The following is a 21,954-nucleotide window of genomic DNA, read 5'->3' on the forward strand; positions in this document are numbered from 1 at the left end:
AAAAAGAGGGCCGAAATCTTGACGCGGCACTCACGAAATTACTATTCTTAACCACCCCATTCGTACCCACAGTTTTCACAGAAAAGGTGAGGATAAGATGCTACGCCGATCAAGCGTTGCAGTATGCGTGCTTCTTTTTACCGTTTTCGGGATGTTGGTTGGCACATCTCTGGCGCAGGATGCCACCGGCACCGTTCTCGGTACCGTCGTTGACCCCCAAGGTTCGGTCATTCCAAATGTTCAGGTGACCGTGACTAATACAGCGACAGCACAGAAAAGCGTTACGAAATCCGGCCCAGATGGTTCGTTTCGCGTTCTCAATCTCCCGATTGGCGAGTACACGGTTGCCGCCGAGGGAGCAGGGTTCCAGAAACTGGTTACCAGTCCACAGAAGCTGCAGATTAACCAGAACCTGAGGATCGACCTTCACATGAAGGTCGGAAGCACGGAACAGACAGTTGAGGTCACGACCGGCGCAGTAGCGGTTGAGACGGTAAACTCGACGGTGGGCGAGTCGGTCAGTGGGCGCTCGATACAGGATCTGCCGCTGAACGGACGCGATACGCTTTCACTTGCACTTTCGCAGCCTGGTGTAACGGAAACCAACGATGACACTGGCGCGGCCGGACAATTCAGTATCGCCGGTGGACGAAGCGATTCGGTTACGTTCCTGCTGGATGGCGGGGTTAACAACAACCTGCTGGACAACAGTGTTGTCTACAATCCCAATCCCGATACCGTCGCGGAGTTCCGCGTTCTCCAGAACAACTACACGGCCGAGTACGGACGCAACGGCGGCGGCATCGTCAGCGTGGTAACCAAGTCGGGAACGAACCAGTTCCACGGCAGCGTGTTCGATTATCTACGCAACGATGCGATGGATGCGAACAGCTACTTTAATAAGGTTAATGGTCTGCCGCGCGATGTTCTGAAACGGAATCAATTCGGCGCCACGCTCGGCGGCCCGATCGTGAAGGACAAGTTCTTCTTCTTCGTCGGCTACCAGGGGCAACGGCAGTCGAGGGTTGAAACCCCCAGCAGCGGCGGCACAACAACGGTGTTCACGCCGGCTGAGTTGGGCGGGGATTTCTCTCAATCGGCAGACAAGAACGCAGTAGCCGCTTTCCTGGCTGCGAATCCGTATTTCCAACCCGATTCAAACCTGGCGTCTCAGGGAATCATCGATCCGACGAAGATCGATCCGGTGGCGGAGAAGTATATTGCGGCGGGACTGATTCCGACCGCCGCGAACGGCGAATTGGCGGCACGTGGAAGTTCTACGGACAACCGTAACGAGCTGACGGTGAAGCTCGACTACGCGATTACCCCGAATGACAAGTTGTCAGTGACACTTGGCGAAAGCCGCGTCGATCAGCTTGACCCATTCCGTTTTGCGAACGTGAATGGATTCCCGAATATCTATAAGACTAACGATTATTTCTCGAATATCGCTTACGTGAAGACTTTTTCGAGTACGCTGCTGAACGAATTCCGCTTTACAGGTCAGCGGAACAATCACCAGCAGGCACTTCCGGGCAAGAACCTGCCCAAGGCTGCCGATTTGGGCGTCGGCATTACGCCCGACTTTTCGGCTGGTCCGCCGCTTCTCAGCTTCGACTCCGGGATGAACATCGGTTTCAGCTACCAGGGACCGACGACGCTGGTTAACAACACCTTCTCTTATTCAGACACCTTGAGTTGGGTGAAGGGACGCCACACGTTCAAGTTCGGTGGCGGCTTCACGCCATACCAGAACAACACGCTTTACGACTTCATTGGGGACGGCTGGTTCGACTTTTACAGCGGTGCCGGTACCAACGGTTCCGGTAGCGGCTTTGCCGATTTCCTGATGGGTATTCCGGGCGACTACTTCCAATACCCGGATGCACCTTCGAACATCCGGAGCAAGAACACCTTCATCTTCGGACAGGACGAATGGCGGGTCGGCCGTCGCCTGGTGCTGACCTACGGGTTGAGGTACGAGTACAGCACGCCGAAACTCGACACCAAGGGCCGTAGCTTCTCGATTATTCCAGGTCTGCAGTCGACACGTTTCACGAATGCACCGGAGGGAACCGTGTTTCCGGGCGACAAGGGCGCACCAAACGGCGCGAATTTTCCGGACAAAAACGATTTCGCACCACGTTTCGGCTTTGCCTTTGATCCGCTGGGAGACGGTAAGTGGAGCATCCGCGGTGGCATCGGTGTGTTCTATGACATTCTGAAAGGCGAGGACAACCTGCAGTTCAACGGACAGCCGCCGTTCTTCTCCTCCGTGGGACTGTTTTTCGACTCCCCGCAGAGTTCAGCATATGCGTGCCCGAACGGAGCGGGAACGAGCGGAAGCGGTTTCCTGTGCGACCCATTTGGTTCCTCGGGCTCTGTGAACCCATTCCCCTCGACTCCTCCCGCGCAGAACATCGACTTTGGAGCGGCGGGCTTCCTTCCCATCAACGGCGGGGGCGCGGTTTACCTCGTCGATCCACACATTCGCACGCCTTACACGTACCAGTACAACTTGAGCGTCGAGCACGAACTGGCCAGGGGTACGCTGCTTGAGATCGCGTATGTTGGCAGCAGTTCGCACAAGCTGACATCGCTGCAGGACATCAACCCGATGGACGGGAGCGGCGCCCGGACCCTCAATGAGAATCCGGCGCTGGATGCCTGCAACAACGATCCGAACAACTGGCTCGGCGGCTGCTACGCCAACCTTCCGGAATTCAGGAACGTTGGTACGCAGTCGTACAACGCGCTGGACACTCGCCTGACGCGGCAGCTTACCGATACTGCAGGACTGGGCAGAACCTACTTCACCTTCGGGTATACCTGGTCGCATTCGATCGATAATGTCTCCGGGTTCCGCGAGCGCAGCTACCAGGTGCCTGCGGGGAATCCGAAGGCTTTTCGAGCCAGTTCCGACCAGGACTTACGGCACCGGATCACCTTCTCAGGCGGCTGGGATATGGCCGTGGACCGGTGGTGGGGATCGGGTCCGAAGCGTTTGACGCAAGGTTGGAGCATCTTCCCGATCTTCACGTGGCGCACGGGTTTCCCGTACGACATCAGTGCCAACTTCAACGATGCCTACGATCCAAGCGCGCCGGGACCTTCCGGCATTGGCGACCCGATTCTCGGATATGCCAATGTTGTTGGGCCGACGAATATCTACAACCCGCGGAAACCGCAAGACCTCGGGTGGGGCAGCACGGGAGCTTACTGGTTCGACCCGAACAGCTTCTCGAACAGCTGCGAGTATGTGGACCCGGCGAACGGGTGTCCGAACGGTTACGGCTCACCGTACGGCAACCTGCCGCGTAACCACTTCCGCGGACCGCACAAGACTAACCTTGATATGACGCTGGCGAAGACGACGAAGATCACCGAGCGTGTGACCATGCAGTTGCGCGTCGATGCTTTCAACATCTTCAACCGTGCTCAGTTCAAGAACCCGGATACGAACCTGTACAGCAACACCTTCGGCCAGATCACGGATACGTACGATCCGCGCATCTTGCAGTTGGGCGCTCGCTTCTCGTTCTAAACGGATGGATGTTATTTGGGGCGCGCTTCGGCGCGCCCTTTTTATTGTGGGATGATCGGCAGGCGACTGGGCCAGCCGGTCTCTTTTTCGAAGGCGTGCGCGATTTGCAGGAGCAGGCCGTCTTTGCCGGGCGCGGCAGCAAGTTGCAGTCCGACTGGTAGGCCCTCGGCGAGACCGCAGGGTATGGTGATCGCGGGCCAGCCTAGGGCGTTGAAGTGTCGAGTGTTGCGAAGCATGCGCAGTTCGTGTGGGCGAAGCTCGGCAGGGTTGGCGAGAAGGTTGTCGATGCGGGCAGGCAGACAGGGGACCGTTGGGGTCGCGATTACATCGACGTTCTCGAAAAGTGAAAGGGAACGGCGGCGGAGGAGTTCTAGTTCGCGGCGGACCTCGAGGTACTTCGTGGCACCGATGCCTTCTCCGGCGCGGATGCGTTGCAGGGTTGCGGGTTGATACAGCGCCGCGTTCTTCTCCAGCATGTGCTCGTGGTAGGCGTAGGGTTCCGCGACGCGAACTACTTGGGATCCTTCGACGGGGATTTCGCTTGGAGTCGGATTGCTGCCGAGCATTTTCGAGAGTTGGACGAGGGCTTCGCGGTAGACGCGCTCGACTGCGGGGTCGAGATCTTCTTCGAAGATGTTGGACGGTGTGGCGAGGCGCAGACCGGCAGGCAGGCGTTCGATCGAGTTTGTCACGGGTGAGAACTCGAATCGTACGCTGGTGGGATCTTCGGGATCGTAACCGGCGATGGCGTCGAGGACGGTGGCGGCGTCGAGGGCGGTGCGGGTCATGGGGCCGACGTGATCGTAGGACCAGCAGAGCGGGATGACTCCGGCGGCGCTGACAAGGCCGTAGGTCGGCTTAAGTCCGGTGATTCCGCAGATAGAGGCGGGAAGGCGGATGGATCCGGCTGTATCGGTACCGATGGCGGCGTAGCAGAGCCCGGCGGCTACGGCAGCGGCGGAACCTGATGAGGACCCGCCGGTGATGCGGGAGGTGTCCCAGGGATTGCGCACGGGGCCGTAGTGGCTGATGACGCCGCTGCCGCCGTACGCGAATTCGTGAAGGTTCAGTTTGCCGAGGAAGACGGCGCCGGCTTCGCGGAGGCGGCGAACTACAGTGGCATCACGATCGGGAATACGATCCCCGTAGACGGCGCTTGCGGCGGTCGTGCGGATTCCGGCGGTGTCGATGAGATCTTTGAGGGCGATGGGGATTCCGTGCAGAGCGCCTCGGTACTGGGCGCGAGCGATTTCGGCGTCGGCGCGCGCAGCTTCCTGCAACGCGCTTTCAGCGGTGACGGTGATGAACGCGTTGAGGACGGGATTCCAGCGCTCAATTCGGTCAAGGCAAGCTCGGGTGAGATCGAGCGAGGTCACCTCTCTGGCGCGCAGTTTGGCGGCGGCTTCGCCGACGGAGAGTTGGATGAGTTCGTCGTAGCTCATTGGAGGTTATCCGAACACAAGTGAGCAGCAAAAGGGAAGAGGGCAGAGTTGCATCGGAATTTCGGTGGGACTAAAGTGATGAACCAAGGCGTTTCTCCGCAACTTGCGATGAGATCTATCCGCGAAATTTTGCTCGTTGGGATTCTCCCGCTATTCATCATCTCTGGCTCGTCCGCCCAGGAGCAGCATCAGAGTACTCCGGCGGCAAGCGACGTCCAGCAAAAGAACGCTCCCCAGATTCGGCTTGGGTTGGAGTCGCTGAAGCCCACGTCAAAACCGGTAACACAGGAGCCGACTTCGAGCGAAACCTCGGTTCCCATCTCGACCAGCGCGAATGGAACCCGGTTGTTGAACTACCGGGTGGCGGTGCTTGGGCGCCAGCAGTGGACGGATACGAAGATCGATCTTTTGCCGGGAGACAAGGTTGAGTTTGCGGGAAGTGGGCAGCTTTCTCTGGTTGGACACGATTGTTCGCCGGACGGAATGGCGCGCGGCTGGGTCGATTTGATCAGTTCGCTGCCGGTAAACGGGGTGGGGAAGTGCGCGCTGATCGGACGCATTGGGGACGCCGATCATGCGGTTCCGTTCGCGATCGGGGCGAAGAAGGAAGTTGAGGTTCGCCGTGCGGGAAGGCTATATCTGGGAGTGAACCAGACGGCGAGCGAGACGAGCGACGGACAGTATCAGGTCGCGATCAACATCGTACCTTCGACGACGGCGAAAAGCGCAACGGGCGCGGCGGCGCCGGCCGCGCCGATGAACTTCGATACGTCGATCTTCGAGAAGATTCCGCGGCGTGTGATCGATCTCCAGGGGAACCAGGGCGATGCGGTGAACTTCCTCATCATCGGGCCAAAAGAGCAACTCGAGGCAGCTTTCAAGGATGCTGGGTGGGTGATCGCAGACAAGAGCATCAAGGACGCGGTGCTGAATGCGACGATGAAGAGCACCTCGAAGCAGGTTTACCTCGAGATGCCGATGAGCGAACTCTACATGTTCAGCCGGCCGCAGGATTACGGGTACGTGCGCGCGGAGACGATTCAGGTCGTGGCGTCCCGGAATCATCTGCGGATCTGGAAATCGCCGTACGAGGTGGATGGGCAGCCGCTGTGGGTTGGCGCCTGCACGCACGACATTGGTTTTGAGCGCGACCAGCGCAACAACGGCGTGACTCACAAGATCGATCCCGATATCGACAAGGAGCGCGACTTCCTGGCCGGAACGCTCAATGCTTCAGGGCTGGTCGCGCATTCCGAGTATGTCACCCCGCCGAACCCGATCACCGAGGCCCGCACAGCGACGGGTGGCACCTTCCGTAGCGATGGTCGCATCTTAGTCCTCCGGCTCGTAACGCAATAGTGCCGGTCGCGGATGGCCCGTTTGGCTCCTTGACTGTACTTCGCACGAGCAATAGCGTTATCGACCGCAAAGTATGGGCCCTATGGATATCCCCCTCACCGGGAAAACAATGGAGGAAGACATGTCTGGACTCAAGTTTCGTCGTCTGGTGGTCTTAGTGTGCGCTTCGGTACTCGCGGCTTCCATAGCGTTCGCGCAGGCGACAACTTCGACCGAAAAAACGGAAACCGGAAAGACCAAGACCCACACGGCCGCAGCGCAGAATGAGACCAAGAAGGCTGAATCCAAGGAGAAAGTCGATTTGAATACGGCGTCGAAAGAAGAGTTGATGAATCTGCCCGGGGTTGGTGAAGCTTACTCGCAGAAAATCATCGACGGACGTCCGTATTCGAACAAGCATCAGTTGGTTTCGAAAGGAATCGTGCCTGAGGCGACATACAAGAAATTCGAAGGCATGGTGATTGCAAAACAGACGAAGGGTGCGGCGAAAGAAAAGAAAGAGCCGGCGACGACAACGAAAAAGAAGAGCACCAAGAGCTGAGGTGGTTTCAGCGAGTCTTAGAGAAGAAGGCGGGGATTCGCTCCCCGCCTTTTTTCGTTTATAACTATCAGAGAATCACTTGCGACTCCCTTCACTTCATCTATTCGTAGCGGTGCTCCTGCTCTGTCTGGTTGCGGGATGTTCCAGGCCACCCGGAAACTCCAGGGGCAAGGCGGAGGCAAACGATCGACCCAGCAGACATGCGGGGATGCGGAATCTTGCGATGGATGAAGAGCAAGGGGGGCATACTCTAAAGAAGCATGTCGGACGGACGGACCGTGACCTGCGAGAGCGGCTGCGGCGAGAGCGCGGTATCTCGGCGGCGTCGAGCTACACGGATCGGCATACGGCCGAGGAGTTCATCGGCGACTGCCTGTCCGATAATGAGGGGCGAATTGGGCAATGGATGGCGCGAGAGCGGCATCCTAACCTGGTGCTGGACTGTGTTGGCGATCCTGCGTGGCCGATTGGAAGAACGCTGCGGCGCGGCCAGACAGAAGTAGAGCCGTGCTCGCAGGCGACGGTTGTGCTGAAGTGGAAGCCACCACACCAATATTACGTTTTGACGTCGTATCCCGACTGCCGATGACGAAAGAAAGCAACCCGTGGCGAAGCCGCTATCCTCTGCTGCACCAGTTCTTCCGCGGATACCTGCACGAGGACTTCCCGGAAGAGTATGGTTCGGTTGCGGGAGCGCTGCGGCAGTACCGTGAAGATGCCGGGGCGGAGGAGTTCGGACGCTTTGCCGCCGAGTGGAACGGCTTTCTCGACGAGACGCGGGAAGTCGGGGCAGGGGAAATCGACCGCATTCTCTCCGTGGATCTTGGCGGGAGCTGGCACGTCGCCAGCGTTCGCGAGATTGCGCGATTCACGGAAGCCGTCGAACGCAGCGGCGCGTCGAGGGCTTCTTGATTCGGCATCACTGGTTCCGCCGGCGCGTCATCGTTCCCGTTCTCGAGCTGCTGCGGCAGGGAGTAACTCCCGAGAAACTGGCGCTAAGCCTGGCGATAGGGATGGCGCTGGGATGCGCGCCGATACTGGGAGTCACGACGATCCTGGCCTTCGGCATTTGCTACGTGACGGAGTTGAACCCGGTCGCGATGCAGCTCACAAACTACTTGATGTATCCGGTGCAAATACTTTTGCTGATTCCGTTTATACGGGCGGGGGAATTGTTGTTTCATGCCCGGCATCTGCGCATCTCTGCGGCACAGATCGAACAACTGTTTCATACCAGCATTGGACTGGCGCTACGGATACTGTGGACTGCCATTTGGCACGCGCTTACGGTTTGGCTGTTTGTCGCACCGGTCGCAGTTTTGATCGTGTATGCGATCCTTGCGCCGATACTGAGGCACTCGGCCATGCGTCTGCACAGGAGACGTACAGAGATGGAGTCGGTCTAACTGGGGAGATGAACCCACATCTGCTGAGACGTGGATTGTGGATCGTGATCGCGGAACATATTTGTGGAGTACATTGCCTTACGATAATCAATTCAGAGTAGCGGGAATAGATCATGGGATCGCCTGCTGCCCGTAATCTATCGGGAGTAGCTGAAATCGGGCGTAAACTGCTCATGTGAAATACAGTCTTGCCCAGATCGATGCCGATGGATGCGACATGCATGCGATGATCCTCCCGTTGAAAACTGCCGAGCCGTAGAATCGTACTCGGCGGCGGACCCTCTCATTAATCCCCAGCCGTAACCTATCGGGAGTTGCTTCTGGCGTCGCGCATTCGCGCGACTTGGGGGTGACAATGCGCGCAGCTTCCCCGGACTCACGTCCGGGGCTACTCTCTCGATCACTTCGTCGTTGGGGAGATCGTTGACCCGGACATCGCCTTCCGGACCTATCTCTGGTGCTCGGCTTCGCCGATGTCGTAGACGCGGCAGACGTTGGGGTGAGAGATGCGGCGCGCAATGCGGACTTCGTTGCGGAAACGCTCGAGGGTGGCTTCGTCGGTGGCGGTTTCGGGCAGGAACTTTAGTGCTACCTGCTGTTCAAGCGAGAGGTCGTCGGCGCGGTAGACCTCTCCCATGCCGCCTTTGCCGAGGATGGCGATGATGCGATAGCGGCCAGCGACGAGGGTGCCGGGGAGGAAGCGTCCCTGGGACCAGGTGGTATGCGAACTGATGGACGAGGGTGGGCGCGAAGAAGAGGATGGACGTGGGGATGGGAGCGGCGAAGGCGAGTCGATGGTGGCACCGATGTCGGCACCGATGTCGGCAGTCATACTTGCTGCCAGCGCCGTCATAGGCTGGCCGCAATTGGCGCAGAAAGGGGTCGATTGCTCGGTGACGGTACCGCAGGAGCGACATTTTGACATCAGGAGATCCCCACGGAGTTGCGCCCTATCTTACAAGATTCGCGAGAGCTGCACCTTGGTGTGTGCGAATAGCGCCGGCGAGGTCATAAATCTTCTATATAGGCCTTATCAGGAGATTCTATTAGCCGCTCGGGAATGCGGCTGTTACGCTAACGTATCCAGTCAACAAAATCTGGACTGGTTCAGCCCATTCTTGAGGAGATTCATGTCCACAGAACTTCGCAACTTCCTCGCCATTCCATATGACGAACTTGAAGAAATGAATTTGAAAGCTAAAGAGCAGCGTGCGAAGCGCGTTGCGTTCGACAAGGTGCAGGAAGATCGGCTCAAGTATCTGACCGACGAAAAACGCATTAAGGCTGTGACAGTGCTCTTCAGCGACCTCGAAGGCCGACTGCAGATGCTCGACTATGACAAGAAATTCCTTTTGAAAAGTTATGACAACCTGACGTTCGATGGCTCGTCGATTCGCGGTTTTACCGCGCAGCGTGAGAGCGACCTTCGGCTCGGGATTGACTGGCCAGCATTTTATTGGGCGCCCGCGGATATTTTTGGCCCCGGGAAGGTCCTGGTTTTCGGCGAAGTCATCGACAAGGACGGTGGGCCCTACAACGCCGATATTCGTTCGGTGCTGAAGCGCTATGCGGTTGAACAGTATAAAAAGAACAAGTACACGCTGAACGCCGCCAATGAAATCGAAGGCTTCCTGTTCAAGGGCGAGAACGCGGAGCGCACTTATCACGAAACGCGTCACTTCGAATACGTGAATACGGGCGGGTACTATCACTCGCTTCCGGGCGATCCTTTGCGCACGTTCATCGACACGACGGCTGAAGTGCAGCGCGCGATGGGCTTCCAGAACGAAAAGGACCATCCTGAAGTCGCACCGTCGCAGTTCGAAATCAACTACAGCTACTCGGACGTTGTCACTGCGGCCGATCAAATACAGCTATACAAGCTGGTTTGCAGGCAGATTGCGAATCGGTTGGGATTGACGGCCTCGTTCCTGCCGAAGCCCGTTGTCGGCGTAAATGGCAGCGGCATGCATACGAACGTTTCAATCAGCGAGAACGGCACGAACCTGTTCTGGGATCCGAAGGGCGAAGAGAAGCTGAGCAAGTTCGGGTGGGCGTTCGTGGATCGCGTGCTCACGCACGGAAACGACATCTGCCTGCTGTTGAATGCCAGTGTGAATGCATATCGGAGACTCGATCCGCACTTTGAGGCTCCGAACCAGATCAAGGCGTCGGCAGTGGATCGCGGTTCAATGATCAGAGTTCCAATTGGGAATAACCGCAGCATGCGAGTGGAAGTGCGCTCGGTCAGTCCGGATGCGAGCCCGTACATGGTTATGTACTCGGTGTTCAAGACGGGGCTGGAAGGCGAAACATCGAAACTGAAGAATTTGCGGCAGGCGGAACGCTACCTGCCGGACAATATCTACACGGCGCTGGAGAACTTCCGAAAATCGGAGTGGACGACAAAATTGTTGGGAGCCGACGTCAAGGAACGCTATGCCGAACTCAAGCAGGCTTCGGCGGACCGTTGCCCACGGTTGCTGGGAACCTTCGTGAAGACGTCAGAGGTGCAGTACCATCACGACGTCTACAACCAGTTCCTGTGGAACAGGTTTTAGAGTAATTCCATAGGTGCTGTGGCGCAGCGGGCAAAAAGCAGATTCCTCGCCGCGCTCAGGATGACAAATTGCTTAGATACCCCACCCGGCTTCTTCCGCCTGGTGGGGTTTCTGCTTTCGGGCGATCACATGGGAAACAGGGTTGTGGCGGGTGCGCCTTGCAGATTCACCTCGGCGGCGCACTCGGCGTCTTCATTATTGACCGAATTCACGCGCTTGCTGACCGGGTAGCGCTTCATGGCCGAAGCATCATATGGGCGCAGCATCTCCAATATTCCTTCGCCATGCTGATAACCGGGATCCAGCCACAAGTCATAATCTTCGTCCCGCAGGATGACGGGCATGCGATCGTGAATGTCAGCGAGGAGCGCGTTGGCGGAGGTGGTCAGGATGGAGCAGGATTCGACTAATTCGCCGCTCGGCGATTTCCAGCGATCCCAAATTCCGGCGAAGGCGAAGAGAGAATCGTCGGCCATACCGAAGTGATACGGCTGCTTGCCGGGGCCGCTCCGTGCCCACTCGTAGAAGCCATTGGCGGGGATGAGGCAGCGATGGCGCTGGATAGGCTCACGGAAAGCGGGGCGCTCGGCGACGGTTTCGGAGCGGGCGTTGATCATCTTCGCCGCGCTTTTGTCATCTTTGGACCAGTGGGGAATCAGCCCCCAGCGCATCATGGAAGCGGTTCGGACGGGGCGCTCGCGATGCTGGCGGACGACGGGGACCTGCTGGCATGGCGCGATGTTGTAACGCGGCGCCAACTCAATCTCATTCTCGATCTCGAAGCGCTCGAGGAAACGTTCGGTGCTGGACAGCCGGTATCGCCCACACATGCTGCCAATAGTGTACCGCGGAGCCGATCTCTCGGTTCTTTTACTGGGAGCCAATCGGTAATACTGGGAGCCAATCGGTAACCGAGAATTCGCTTTCAACCCGCCTGTCGAAACTGTTTCTCGGGTTGCAGCTTATGTAATTCTCGTTCGGCCAGCGCCTTGGCGTCCTCGATGGTCTTAGCAGTGCCTTCAAAGACTTTCTCGTCGCCCTGCATATGTAGACGTTCGATAGTTACTTTGAAGTGCTTGAATAACATGGTTGAGGGATCTTTCACGGGTTCGATGTCGTAGGCGAAACCGCCTTCACGTACCTTCATCGCATTCCCCCTGGTTAGCTGTGATGAGTTTGGCGGAGAAAGGTTGCGGTGTTTTACAGAATCGGTGGCGCAGTCGGTAAGTGAGCTTTGGACCCGTTTTATACTGGGTTGGGGTGAATCGCATGAAATTCATGTTGCTGATTTATGCGGCGGAAGACGCCTGGACAGAATCGGAGCGCGAACAGTGCTACGTTGACTCGACTAAACTGGCTCACGAACTGAAGGCGAGCGGCCATTATCTGCTGGCGTCACCATTACAGCCGGCGGCGACCGCCGCGAGTGTACGAGTGCGTTCGGGCAAGCGAACCGTCACCGACGGGCCATTCGCCGAAACTCGCGAACACCTTGGCGGCTTCTTTCTTATCGAGGCGAAGGATGTAAACGAAGCGATTGAAATTGCAGGGAAAATTCCGGGAGCGCGCAAGGGAGCCGTTGAAGTTCGGCCCGTGCTGGAGTTGGAGGGGCTCCCGGAAGAAGCGCTGGCAGAAACGTCAAAAGGTGTAACGGGTTGAGGCAGTTTTGTGCTACTGCTGAACAGCCTGCTTCAGCGTCGGTTTTGTGGGCAAAGTCTGCAGAGTGGAGGCATCCCAGCCTCCGCCCAGCGCCTTGACCAGCAGGACCTCGGTGACCATGCGCTGTCCCATCAGTTGCGTTGCGAGACGTTGATTTGAGAGCAATTGTTCCTGCGCCGTAATCACATCAAGATAATTTACCAGGCCACCGGTGTATCGGACGGTGGCGAGGTCTAGAGCGCGGCGGGAGTCGGCGACGGCACGATCCTGGGACTGTGCCGCGGCGGCAAGCGCGTTCAGAGATGAAAGCGCATCTTCAACCTGCTGAAAGCTGACTAGAACGGTCTCGCGATAGTTGGCGACGGACTCATCATAGACACTTTTTGACTGCTGGTAGCGGGCATGTACGCGTCCTCCGGCGATGATGGGTTCGAAGGCAGACGCGCCAAGAGACCAGAGAGCACTTGGAAGTGAAAAGAGGCTGGAGACGCTGGTGCTCTGGAGACCGCCGGTTAGGCCGAGGATGATTCTTGGAAAGAAGGCAGCACGGGCGACGCCGATCTGAGCATTGGCGGCGGCGACCTGACGTTCGGCTGACGCGATATCGGGCCTGCGTTCGAGGAGCAGCGAAGGCAAGGCAACGGGGACCTCGGGAAGAGGAGTGTTAAGAGCACGAATTGGAGCCGTGAATTGGGACGCCGGAATACCCTGTAACGTAGCGATCGCGTGCTGGAATTGGGCGCGTTGCTGCTCCAGCAAGGAGAGTTGTGTTCTGGCGGCATCGAGCACGGCCGCCTGCTGCGCGACGTCGAGGCCAGAGGCGATGCCCTGCTCGTGGCGCTGATCGACCAACCGCATGCCCTTCTCTTCGTAGTTAATCGCCTCCTGAACGTCCGCGAGTTCAGCATCAAGTGATCGCATCTGGAAGTAATCCGCTGCGAGTTCGCTGGTCACGATGAGCTGAGCGTTTTGCGTGTCGGCCGCCGTGGCCTGCAACGCGGCTTCCGCCGAGCGGACGTTATTACGCACTTCTCCGAAAAGATCGAGTTCGTAATTGAGGTTGAAGGGAATCGTGTAGACGCTCTGCGTGATGGGAACACCCAATGACGACGCAGGAAGGTTGGGGCGGTTTCCACTGACGCGCTGGCGAGCGATGGATGGGCCAGCGTCGAGTTCCGGGAAGAGTCCGGCTTGCGTGATCCTTGCCGCCGCGCGAGCTTCATCCAGTCGGGCAGTGGCTGCCTTGAGCGTCTGATTCGCGGCCAGGGCCCGTTGTTCGTACTGATCCAGCTCCGCGTCGCCGAAAATGGTCCACCACGTCCCCTTTGGAAAGGCGTCCTTCGGATCGGCGATGTGGAAGGGAGCTTGCGTCTGCCAGGAAACGGGGACAGACACGTCGGGCTTCTTCTGCTTCGATTCGTGCTTCTCAGAGGCTCTGGCAGTTAAAGCAGCGACGAGGAGCGCTACGATCACATAATAATGGGGCTTCACGGCTGCTGTCCCGTCTGATTCGAGTTCGGCGCGATGTTGACTTTCTCACCGCTTTCAAGCGAGTCAGAAGGATTGATGACGATCTTGTCTGTGGGCGCGATACCTTCTATGACTTCGAGACTGGTTCCGTAGTCGCGGCCGATTGTGATCTTGCGCAGCTGCACGGTACCGTTCTTGTCGACGACCGCCACTTGCGCGCCTTCTGCGCGAAAGAGCATCGAGTTCACGGGAACCGTAAATCGCTGGACATGGTTGTCGATCTGGAAGTGCACCTGGGCGTAAGAGCCGGGAAGAAGGCGGCCGTCTTTGTTGGGAACATCTACCTCGGTTAGAAGGGTGCGCGTGTTGGGATCGATTGCGTCCGAAGTTCGGGCGATCTTGCCCTTGAATTTCTGACCGGGTATTTCCTGCAATTCGACGTCGGCGGGAGTGCCGACCTTCATGAGTTCGGCGTAGGCCTGGGGAACGTTCACGAATACGCGAATGGGATCGACCTGCGCGATGTCGAAGAGCTCGTGACCTGCGGATGAGCCTGCGTTGATCAGCGCTCCGGGGTCGACGTTGCGACGGGTGATGACTCCGCTGAACGGTGCATAGACGTTTTTGAAGGACTCGAGTTGCTCGAGGCGGCGGACATTGGCGTCGGCAGCGGCGACGTTTGCCTGTGCCTGCTTGTAGCCGCTCACCTGCGTGTCGGCTTCCTGTTGCGAGACAGCATCGCTCTGGCGCAGGTTCTGCCAGCGCTCGGCAGACGTCTTGGCGAGCTGCAACTGGGCGGTGACCTGCTGGCGCGCGGCTCGGGCCTGCATGAGTTCCTGATCAACCTCCGGAGTGTCGATGCGGGCAAGCAGTTGTCCAGCGCGGACCTTGCTGCCGATGTCCTTCGTCCAGTTGATCAGGTATCCACTGGTACGGGCGTAGATCGGAGACTCCTTGAAAGCCTGGAGCGTGGATGGGAGGGCGAGGTCCTGGTCTGCCTCCTCCGGAGTTGGAGAGACGACCGCAACATACGGAATGGCTTCACGATCCGTGGTGTTCGCGAGAACGCGTTCATCGTGGGCGCGCAAAATGAAAGTCACGACGCCCCCCAGGATGAGCACGCTGAGAAAAATGCCGATGACGGCCAGGGCTCGACGTGGAGGCGCCGCAGGAACATCAGGACACTTCTCGATTTCCGGTCTGTGCGTCCCGTGTTGCTGAACCGGAGACTCGGGTTGGGATGCATGTTCGTATGTATTGCGTTCCATACTTATGAATCACTCCGTTGCCCGGCGTGTTCGCTACGTCCGTGGACGATCGTAAACACGGCCGGGACAAAGAACAGGGTTGCAATTGTGGCAAAGATTAATCCGCCAATAACGGCACGGCCCAGGGGAGCATTCTGCTCGCCGCCTTCGCCGAGGCCAAGCGCCATGGGGAGCATGCCGATGATCATGGCGAGGGCGGTCATCAGCACTGGGCGAATACGCGTATATCCGGCAGAGACAGCCGCCTTGAAGGCCGGCAAGCCGGCGTCGAGTTGCTCACGCGCGAATGAAACCAGAAGAATCGAGTTGGCGGTGGCTACGCCCATACACATCACGGCTCCGGTCAGCGCGGGAACGCTCAGGCGCGTATGCGTGAGCAGCAGGAACCAGCAGATTCCTGCGAGAGCTCCAGGGAGGGCAGTGATGATGATGAATGGGTCCAGCCATGACTGGAAGTTGATCACGATCAGCAGGTAAATAAGAACGATCGCCATGAGGAGTCCGACGCCAAGGCCGAAGAACGAAGAGCGCATCGTCTCCACCTGACCACGAACAACGATGCGCGATCCGCGTGGGAGTTGGTGCTGGAAATCCTTCAGCACGTTATTGATGTCGCCTGAGACCGCGCCGAGGTCACGCCCGTCCGTGCTCGCGAAGACGTCGATGACGGGCATGACGTTGTAATGGTTTACAACGGCGGCGCGGGCGGTGGGATGTACTTGCACGAGATTTCCGAGGACCTGCTGTTGTCCCTGGCCTTGAGATCGGTTCACCGGGATATTCATCAGGTCTTGCAGGGAAGTGATGCGGTATTGAGGCGATTGGACGGCGATTTGGTAGGTGACACCGTTGCGTGGATTCAACCAGAAGTTGGGCGCGGTCTGGAAGCTTCCACTCAGGGAAACCAGGACGCTCTGCGCGACGTCGCGAGCGCTCATTCCCACCTGGTTCACGCGCGAGCGGTCGATATCCATGTACAGCGTTGGCAGGCCCATCATTTGTTGAACGTGTACATCTGCCGCGCCGGGGATGAGGCGCATGCGGTTCGCAATCTTCTGCGCGAGTGCGTAGTTGGCGTTCATGTCGGGCCCAACCAGTTGGACGTCGATGGGGGAAGGAAGTCCGAAATTCAAAATCTGCGAAACGATGTCGGCGGGCTGGAAGAAGAATTCGACTCCCGGGAACTTCGCGGGAAGCTCGGCGCGAAGCTCGCGAATGTATTCCTCGGTTGGATGATGGTTGCTGTTAAGTGCAACCTGGATGTCCGCATCGCTGGACCCGATCACTCCGGACGTGCTGTAGGACAGGTTCAATCCTGAATAGGGGACGCCGATGTTGTCGATGATGGTGGTGAGTTCCTGTTTCGGAATGCGCTGGCGGATGACCTGCTCGACCTGGTCGGTGAGCCGTGCGGTCTCCTCCACGCGCAGGCCTGGGCGGGCGCGCATATGTAAGCGGATGAGCCCGGCATCGACTTGGGGGAAGAAGTCCTCGCCGAGAAAGAAGACGAGTCCGAGCGATGCAAAGCAAAACAGGGCGAATCCGATGGCGAAAACCTTCCTGTAATTCAGGGCCGCTTCCAGCAGACTTTCGTAGGAGCAGCGGAAGTTCTCGAACCACCGCTCGAAACCTCGTTGCCAGCGTCCGAGGAAGGTCTTGGGTTCGGCGGCTTTATGCTCGTGCCCGCGCATGATGTACATGACCAGCGTGGGAATCAAGGTTCGCGAGAGCAGGTACGAAGCGAGCATCGCGAAGACGACGGCTTCGGCCATGGGTACAAAGAGGAAGCGAGCGACTCCGGTCAGGAAGAACATCGGTACGAAGACGATGCAGATGCACAGAGTCGAGACGAAGGCCGGAACGGCAATCTGCTGGGCACCGTCGAGGATGGCTTGTTGCATGTCCTTGCCCATCGAGATATTGCGCTCGATGTTCTCGATTGTGACGGTCGCGTCGTCGACGAGAATGCCGACTGCGAGCGCCAAGCCGCCGAGGGTCATGATGTTGATCGTCTCGCCGATGGCTCCAAGCAAAATGACGGAGACAAAGATCGAGAGCGGAATGGAAATGGAGATGATCAGCGTCGGGCGCCAGTCGCCGATGAAGATGAGGATCATCAAAGCCGTCAGCGCAGCCGCGATGATCGCTTCGCGGATGACGCCGGAGATCGCCGCGCGCACGAACAGAGACTGGTCGAAAAATGAAGTAATCTTCAATGCCGGCGGCAGCGTCTGGGCGGCAACAGGGACGACCGATTTTACGGCTTTGACAATGTCGAGGGTCGAGGCGCGGCCTATTTTGAAGACCGACATGAGCGCGCCACGGACGCCATCCTGCCGAACGATGTTGGTTTGCGGCGAGAACCCGTCGCGCACATGTGCAACGTCGCGCAAGTAGAGCGTTGAACCGTTGAGGGTCCGGACCGGAAGATCGTTCAAAGCCTGGATTGTCTTCGGGGTGCCGTTCATCTCCACGGCATACTCGAGCGAACCGATCTTTGCGGAGCCCGAAGGCGTGACGAGGTTCTCTGCATTTACGGCATTGACGATGTCGGTTGGAGTGAGACCGAATTCCTGCAACTTCTGCTCGTCAAGATCCACCATGATCTGGCGTTGCTTGCCGCCGTAGGGAAACGGCAAAGAAGCGCCCTGCACGGTAGCTAACTGGGTTCGAAGGAAGTTGTTGCCCAAATCGTAGAGACGCTGCTCGGGGAGGGTTTTGCTGGAAAGGCCGAGCTGAATAACAGGAATGGACGAGGCGGTGTAAGTGACGACCAACGGCGGCGTGGTTCCGGGAGGCAGGCCACGAACGACGGTCTGGTTGATCGCGGTCACCTGGGAGAGGGCAGTCTGAATGTTGGCGCCAGGGCGGAAGAAGATCTTTATTACAGCGACGCCGCTGAGAGAAGTCGACTCGATATGCTCGATGTCATTTACGGTAATGGTAACGCCGCGCTCAGAGTTGCTGACGATGCGGTCGGCCATTTCTTGTGGCGACAGCCCGTTGTAGTTCCAGATAACGCTGATGACGGGAATATCGATATCGGGAAAAATATCGACCGGGGTGCGGAGGATGACGAGAGGCGTCAGCAGGATGATGATGAGCGCGAGGACGATGAATGTGTACGGCCTGCGCAACGCCAGTTGGACAATCCACATTAGAGGGCCTTCACCGACAGCGACTTCAGCAAGGAAGGGCGCTGGATATAAAGTGATTCAGATTCAATACGAGCCGTATCGGATTCAAATCATGGTAGACTGGGCTCACGATGGTGAGCAAGCCCACTTCCGCGCCCCCAGAAAGGCGTGGCCCTGGACGTCCCCGCAGCGATGAAGCGCGCCAGGCAATTCTTGCCAGTACGCTGACCCTCCTGAAGGATCAGGGATTCAACGCGCTTTCGATCGAAGGCATCGCCACGCACGCCGGAGTCGGAAAGGCCACAGTTTATCGGTGGTGGCCGAACAAGGCCGCGCTGGTGATCGACGCCTTCGTGGAAAGCCTTGGTCCCGAATTGCACTTTCCTAAAGATGCACCTGTTCGCGAAGCGATTCACCAGCAGATGCGCCGAGTGACCCGGTTGATGCGTGGTGAATTCGGCGACATACTGGCGGTGATCATCGGCGCCGGGCAATCACAGCCGGAGATGGTGGAGGCCATACGGCGGTACTGGATTGAGCCGCGGCGCAGAGAGGCGCGCGAACTCGTCTGCAGGGCGCAGAAAGATGGTGAGATCCGCTCGGACATCGCCGCGGACACGATTCTCGATATCCTTTATGGACCCCTGTATTTCCGCCTGCTGGTTGGTCATACGCGCATCGATTGCCAACTCGTGGACGCTATCTTCGATATGTCGGAACGCGGACTCGGCGCGTGATGCGAATTCGGTCACAAGGGGTATGTCGTCTACTTCCAGGAGAAGGTAGCTAGAGCGCCTGCAGGAAGCGTGTAACTGAAGCGCAGGGTTCCCTGTTGGGCGGTGAAAGAGTCAGCACTGGCGCCCTGGTTGAGTGCGAGCAGTACTTTCGAACCGTCGGGGTTCACAAAACCGACAGTTTCGATTCCCCCCGGATTGCTTGTCGTGTCGACACGGCAGGCACCTGGCTTGACGAACTTTGCCAGATGTCCCAGAACGTAGTACTCGACGTTGTAAGTCACCCGGGACGGGCTGGCAGTGTTATCCACGGTGACGAGTGCACGACAGTTTGAGCATCCACCGTTCTTGGGCCCTGAGTCCTGGTCGAGCACGAGGTTCCAAAGACTCACGCTGCGCGCGTAGTTGCGGACGGCACCGATCAGGAGCTTATCGGCGTTCCACTTGAGATCTCCTGCGAAACTGCTCCCGACGGTTCCGGAGCACTCGGTGAACCAGATGTCCTTCGTGGGGTAGGCGCTGTGGACCGTGACTTGTCCACTGGGATCTCCCGCATAGCAGTGGAATGCGGTGCCTGCAACGTAAGCGGATGCCGTCGCGTCCGCGAGCACCGCTTGCGGGTACTCCGGATGGTCCCAATTGTGGTCGTAGGCAATGATTTTGACCTGGTTGAGGCCAGCCGCAGTCATGGATGGACCGAGAAAATTGCCAATGAAGTTCGCCTCGTCAGTTGCGGACATTTCCGTACTGGGGTAGGAGGAGGTGCTGTAGAGCGGTTCGTTCTGCGGCAGGATCGCGTAGATGGGAATGTTCTGTGCCTGGTACGCCTGAACAAACTTCACAAAGTATTGGGCAAGCGGCGCGAATTGCGCGGGGTCCACGCTCCCGCCATTCATGGTGGATGATGTTTTCATCCACGCCGGTGGACTCCACGGCACGGCTACGACCTTCAGGTTCGGGTTGAGCGAGATTGCCTGTTTGAGCAGCGGAATGATCGCAACCGAATCATGCGCGATGGAGAAATTCGCCAGCGTGGGATCGCTCTGGCCGGCTGGCATTTCATCGTAAGAGTAATTGCCAGATGCCGAGAAATCGGAGGCGCCCATGGGCTGGCGCAGGAAACTGAGTCCGATTCCCGAGGAGGGATCGAACAAGTCGGACATTAATTGTGTACGTTGTGCAGTGGTGAGGTCCTGGGTGATTACCGTGGCCGAGGAATCGGTGAGCGAGGCACCAAAGCCGTCCATGGTCTGGTAGCGCCTGGTACCGTCGAAAATGATGATGCTGCCGCTGGCTGGAGTCGCAGAGAACTGAACGTCGGCCTCGTGGTGTAAAAGCTTTGATTGATCGCCGGTCGTTACATAGACCGTGACGCTGGCCCCGGTGACCGGCGGCGATGGTGGGGTGGAGGAGTTTCCACCACAGCCGTGCAACGAGAAAGCAAGGAGCGCGACCTGCAATGAAATTACGAATGAACCCATGAGAGTGTTTCCTGAACCGTACCCTGCGAGTGCAGAGCCTATCCAGAGCTTCATGGTACTAGCTCCAGACCAAGGTCGACACTGAATCCGCAGGGAGAAGCGCTTCGGCGAGAGAGTTGCCAGATCGGATGCTGACGGTGCGCTTCTCCGTGCCGCTATTCGTCAGGACGAGTACATGCTGGCCGGACGGATTCAGCGCCGCAACGTGGGCCACATCGCTGAGATCGCAGGAACTCTCGATGATCTTTGCACCGCGATGCATGTGGCTTGAAAAGTGCGCCATTGCCCAGTACTGACCGCTGTAGGAAATCGCCGCAGATTTCGAATCAACCGTGATCAGTCCCGCGCAGTCAAACGGGCCGATGTTGGGCTTTCCGTGCTCATCGAGGGCGTAGTTCCATGCGATGATGCAGCGCGCATAATTGCGCAGGATGCCGGTGAACTCTGTGCTCCACTTGGACCACTCGGTAGCGTAACCCGGCTTCACGAAATCAGGGCCGCCCTCGGTCCAGAACTGCGGTACCTGCGGGTACGCTTTTTGAACGCGCGTCATGGCATCTGGAGTGCCAGCGTAACCATGCCAGGCCACGCCTTTGATGAACTTTCGCGCCTGCTCGTCTTCGAGTTCACAAAGAACTCGGCCCCAGAGGTTGTAATTGTGGTCGAGGATCCAGATGTCTGTTTTGTTTCCGGACTTTGCCAGCCGTGGACCTAGATGGTCGCGCACGAATTCGATTTCGTATTCCTGCCCCCAGAGACAGGCAGGCATTCTGCCATCCTGGTCGGTGTCCACCTCGTTTTGCGTGGTCAGCGAGTTGATGGGTACGCCTGCGGCTGCGTAGGCATCGAGGAAGCGTTCCAGGTATTCCGCGTAAGCCGCGTACCAGGTCTTGCGCATGGAACCGCCGAGCATGGAATCATTGGCTTTCATCCAGCCCGGCGGGCTCCAGGGGGAGGCGAGCAGCCACAAGTCGGGATTCACGGCGCGGGCTTCCCGAATAATGGGAAGGATGTAGGCGCGATCGTGATCGATCGAAAAACGCTTCAGGTCAGGATCGGGCCCAGGGCCGTCGTCGTAGCTGTAGAGGTTTTGCGAATAATCGCTGGCGCCTACACAAATGCGGCTGACCGAGAGGCCCATCTGCGAACCACCAAAGAGAGTATGAAAGAGTTGGCGGCGAGCATCGCTGCTCAAGCGGGTAAGCGTGAAACAGGCGGCATCGGTGAATGCCGCGCCGAAGCCGAGTATCTCCTGAAACTGCTTCGACGGGTAGAGGGTGATATTGCTGTTCGACGCCACTGAGGCGGGTCTCCAGCGTAACGGATCGGATGCAGCATGACGTCGATCACCG

At 58.1% G+C, this 21,954-nt stretch carries 18 protein-coding genes; 9 read left to right on the top strand and 9 right to left on the bottom strand.

What is annotated here, in order from left to right:
- Positions 1 to 97 precede the first annotated feature (97 nt).
- Complete coding sequence (locus tag ROO76_04115; GenBank protein MDT8067331.1) at positions 98 to 3,544, top strand: carboxypeptidase regulatory-like domain-containing protein; 3,447 nt, start codon at positions 98 to 100, stop codon at positions 3,542 to 3,544.
- A 41-nt stretch (positions 3,545 to 3,585) separates the two neighbouring features.
- Here the strand turns inward: ROO76_04115 and ROO76_04120 are convergent, their stop codons facing one another.
- Positions 3,586 to 4,986 carry an amidase gene (locus ROO76_04120; protein MDT8067332.1) on the bottom strand — a complete coding sequence of 467 codons (1,401 nt, stop codon included), beginning with the start codon at positions 4,984 to 4,986 and terminating at the stop codon, positions 3,586 to 3,588.
- A gap of 78 nt (positions 4,987 to 5,064) precedes the next feature.
- On the opposite strand from ROO76_04120, the gene ROO76_04125 reads away from it, so the two are divergent.
- From ROO76_04125 to ROO76_04145, 5 genes are all read left to right on the top strand, one after another.
- Positions 5,065 to 6,345: an LssY C-terminal domain-containing protein gene (locus tag ROO76_04125; GenBank protein ID MDT8067333.1), complete on the top strand. Its 1,281-nt coding sequence runs from the start codon at positions 5,065 to 5,067 to the stop codon at positions 6,343 to 6,345.
- A gap of 121 nt (positions 6,346 to 6,466) precedes the next feature.
- Positions 6,467 to 6,886: a helix-hairpin-helix domain-containing protein gene (locus ROO76_04130; GenBank protein MDT8067334.1), complete on the top strand. Its 420-nt coding sequence runs from the start codon at positions 6,467 to 6,469 to the stop codon at positions 6,884 to 6,886.
- Between the two features lie 208 nt (positions 6,887 to 7,094).
- Positions 7,095 to 7,475, top strand: coding sequence for an RNase A-like domain-containing protein (locus ROO76_04135; protein ID MDT8067335.1), 381 nt, complete (start codon positions 7,095 to 7,097; stop codon positions 7,473 to 7,475).
- A complete protein-coding gene (locus ROO76_04140; protein ID MDT8067336.1) occupies positions 7,472 to 7,798 on the top strand; it encodes a contact-dependent growth inhibition system immunity protein in 327 nt (108 codons plus the stop codon). The genes ROO76_04135 and ROO76_04140 overlap by 4 nt, the downstream gene beginning before the upstream one ends.
- Entirely contained in the window at positions 7,795 to 8,292 is a 498-nt protein-coding gene (locus ROO76_04145; protein MDT8067337.1) for a DUF2062 domain-containing protein, read from the top strand. The genes ROO76_04140 and ROO76_04145 overlap by 4 nt, the downstream gene beginning before the upstream one ends.
- 448 nt (positions 8,293 to 8,740) lie before the next feature.
- Here ROO76_04145 and ROO76_04150 read toward each other — a convergent pair whose 3' ends face one another.
- On the bottom strand, positions 8,741 to 9,217 hold the full coding sequence (locus ROO76_04150; GenBank protein MDT8067338.1) for a protein kinase: 477 nt from the start codon (positions 9,215 to 9,217) through the stop codon (positions 8,741 to 8,743).
- A gap of 205 nt (positions 9,218 to 9,422) precedes the next feature.
- On the opposite strand from ROO76_04150, the gene ROO76_04155 reads away from it, so the two are divergent.
- On the top strand, positions 9,423 to 10,853 hold the full coding sequence (locus ROO76_04155) for a glutamine synthetase family protein (GenBank protein ID MDT8067339.1): 1,431 nt from the start codon (positions 9,423 to 9,425) through the stop codon (positions 10,851 to 10,853).
- Positions 10,854 to 10,978: 125 nt separating this feature from the next.
- On the opposite strand, the gene ROO76_04160 is transcribed toward ROO76_04155, so the two are convergent.
- Together ROO76_04160 and ROO76_04165 are read right to left on the bottom strand one after the other, a co-directional pair.
- The gene (locus tag ROO76_04160) at positions 10,979 to 11,683 is read right to left on the bottom strand and encodes an SOS response-associated peptidase (protein ID MDT8067340.1); all 705 of its coding nucleotides are present in this window, start codon (positions 11,681 to 11,683) and stop codon (positions 10,979 to 10,981) included.
- Between the two features lie 95 nt (positions 11,684 to 11,778).
- Entirely contained in the window at positions 11,779 to 12,000 is a 222-nt protein-coding gene (locus ROO76_04165) for a hypothetical protein (GenBank protein ID MDT8067341.1), read from the bottom strand.
- 122 nt (positions 12,001 to 12,122) lie between these two features.
- On the opposite strand from ROO76_04165, the gene ROO76_04170 reads away from it, so the two are divergent.
- A complete protein-coding gene (locus ROO76_04170; GenBank protein MDT8067342.1) occupies positions 12,123 to 12,512 on the top strand; it encodes a YciI family protein in 390 nt (129 codons plus the stop codon).
- Positions 12,513 to 12,524: 12 nt separating this feature from the next.
- Here the strand turns inward: ROO76_04170 and ROO76_04175 are convergent, their stop codons facing one another.
- From ROO76_04175 to ROO76_04185, 3 genes are read right to left on the bottom strand one after another with little or no spacing between them, the layout of a single operon-like run.
- On the bottom strand, positions 12,525 to 14,003 hold the full coding sequence (locus ROO76_04175) for an efflux transporter outer membrane subunit (GenBank protein MDT8067343.1): 1,479 nt from the start codon (positions 14,001 to 14,003) through the stop codon (positions 12,525 to 12,527).
- Positions 14,000 to 15,250 carry an efflux RND transporter periplasmic adaptor subunit gene (locus ROO76_04180; protein MDT8067344.1) on the bottom strand — a complete coding sequence of 417 codons (1,251 nt, stop codon included), beginning with the start codon at positions 15,248 to 15,250 and terminating at the stop codon, positions 14,000 to 14,002. Before ROO76_04180 ends, ROO76_04175 begins: the two co-directional genes overlap by 4 nt.
- A gap of 2 nt (positions 15,251 to 15,252) precedes the next feature.
- The gene (locus tag ROO76_04185) at positions 15,253 to 18,408 is read right to left on the bottom strand and encodes an efflux RND transporter permease subunit (protein ID MDT8067345.1); all 3,156 of its coding nucleotides are present in this window, start codon (positions 18,406 to 18,408) and stop codon (positions 15,253 to 15,255) included.
- 110 nt (positions 18,409 to 18,518) lie between these two features.
- Between ROO76_04185 and ROO76_04190 the strand changes: the two genes are divergently transcribed.
- Positions 18,519 to 19,124: a TetR/AcrR family transcriptional regulator gene (locus ROO76_04190; protein ID MDT8067346.1), complete on the top strand. Its 606-nt coding sequence runs from the start codon at positions 18,519 to 18,521 to the stop codon at positions 19,122 to 19,124.
- A 29-nt stretch (positions 19,125 to 19,153) separates the two neighbouring features.
- Here the strand turns inward: ROO76_04190 and ROO76_04195 are convergent, their stop codons facing one another.
- Positions 19,154 to 20,656: a glycoside hydrolase family 30 beta sandwich domain-containing protein gene (locus ROO76_04195; GenBank protein MDT8067347.1), complete on the bottom strand. Its 1,503-nt coding sequence runs from the start codon at positions 20,654 to 20,656 to the stop codon at positions 19,154 to 19,156.
- Between the two features lie 4 nt (positions 20,657 to 20,660).
- Positions 20,661 to 21,902 carry a glycoside hydrolase family 30 beta sandwich domain-containing protein gene (locus ROO76_04200; GenBank protein MDT8067348.1) on the bottom strand — a complete coding sequence of 414 codons (1,242 nt, stop codon included), beginning with the start codon at positions 21,900 to 21,902 and terminating at the stop codon, positions 20,661 to 20,663.
- Positions 21,903 to 21,954: the final 52 nt, after the last annotated feature.

This window comes from Terriglobia bacterium, assembly GCA_032252755.1.
Taxonomy (GTDB): domain Bacteria; phylum Acidobacteriota; class Terriglobia; order Terriglobales; family Acidobacteriaceae; genus JAVUPY01.

What these genes read in the sequence shown, in the direction of transcription:
- ROO76_04170 (MDT8067342.1), top strand. Translation starts at nt 12,123, where the DNA reads ATGAAATTCATGTTGCTGATTTATGCGGCGGAAGACGCCTGGACAGAA.
- ROO76_04190 (MDT8067346.1), top strand. Translation starts at nt 18,519, where the DNA reads ATGGTGAGCAAGCCCACTTCCGCGCCCCCAGAAAGGCGTGGCCCTGGA.
- ROO76_04150 (MDT8067338.1), bottom strand. Translation starts at nt 9,217, where the DNA reads ATGTCAAAATGTCGCTCCTGCGGTACCGTCACCGAGCAATCGACCCCT.
- ROO76_04180 (MDT8067344.1), bottom strand. Translation starts at nt 15,250, where the DNA reads ATGGAACGCAATACATACGAACATGCATCCCAACCCGAGTCTCCGGTT.
- ROO76_04155 (MDT8067339.1), top strand. Translation starts at nt 9,423, where the DNA reads ATGTCCACAGAACTTCGCAACTTCCTCGCCATTCCATATGACGAACTT.
- ROO76_04125 (MDT8067333.1), top strand. Translation starts at nt 5,065, where the DNA reads ATGAACCAAGGCGTTTCTCCGCAACTTGCGATGAGATCTATCCGCGAA.
- ROO76_04160 (MDT8067340.1), bottom strand. Translation starts at nt 11,683, where the DNA reads ATGTGTGGGCGATACCGGCTGTCCAGCACCGAACGTTTCCTCGAGCGC.
- ROO76_04140 (MDT8067336.1), top strand. Translation starts at nt 7,472, where the DNA reads ATGACGAAAGAAAGCAACCCGTGGCGAAGCCGCTATCCTCTGCTGCAC.
- ROO76_04135 (MDT8067335.1), top strand. Translation starts at nt 7,095, where the DNA reads ATGCGGAATCTTGCGATGGATGAAGAGCAAGGGGGGCATACTCTAAAG.
- ROO76_04195 (MDT8067347.1), bottom strand. Translation starts at nt 20,656, where the DNA reads ATGAAGCTCTGGATAGGCTCTGCACTCGCAGGGTACGGTTCAGGAAAC.
- ROO76_04115 (MDT8067331.1), top strand. Translation starts at nt 98, where the DNA reads ATGCTACGCCGATCAAGCGTTGCAGTATGCGTGCTTCTTTTTACCGTT.
- ROO76_04165 (MDT8067341.1), bottom strand. Translation starts at nt 12,000, where the DNA reads ATGAAGGTACGTGAAGGCGGTTTCGCCTACGACATCGAACCCGTGAAA.
- ROO76_04130 (MDT8067334.1), top strand. Translation starts at nt 6,467, where the DNA reads ATGTCTGGACTCAAGTTTCGTCGTCTGGTGGTCTTAGTGTGCGCTTCG.
- ROO76_04120 (MDT8067332.1), bottom strand. Translation starts at nt 4,986, where the DNA reads ATGAGCTACGACGAACTCATCCAACTCTCCGTCGGCGAAGCCGCCGCC.
- ROO76_04185 (MDT8067345.1), bottom strand. Translation starts at nt 18,408, where the DNA reads ATGTGGATTGTCCAACTGGCGTTGCGCAGGCCGTACACATTCATCGTC.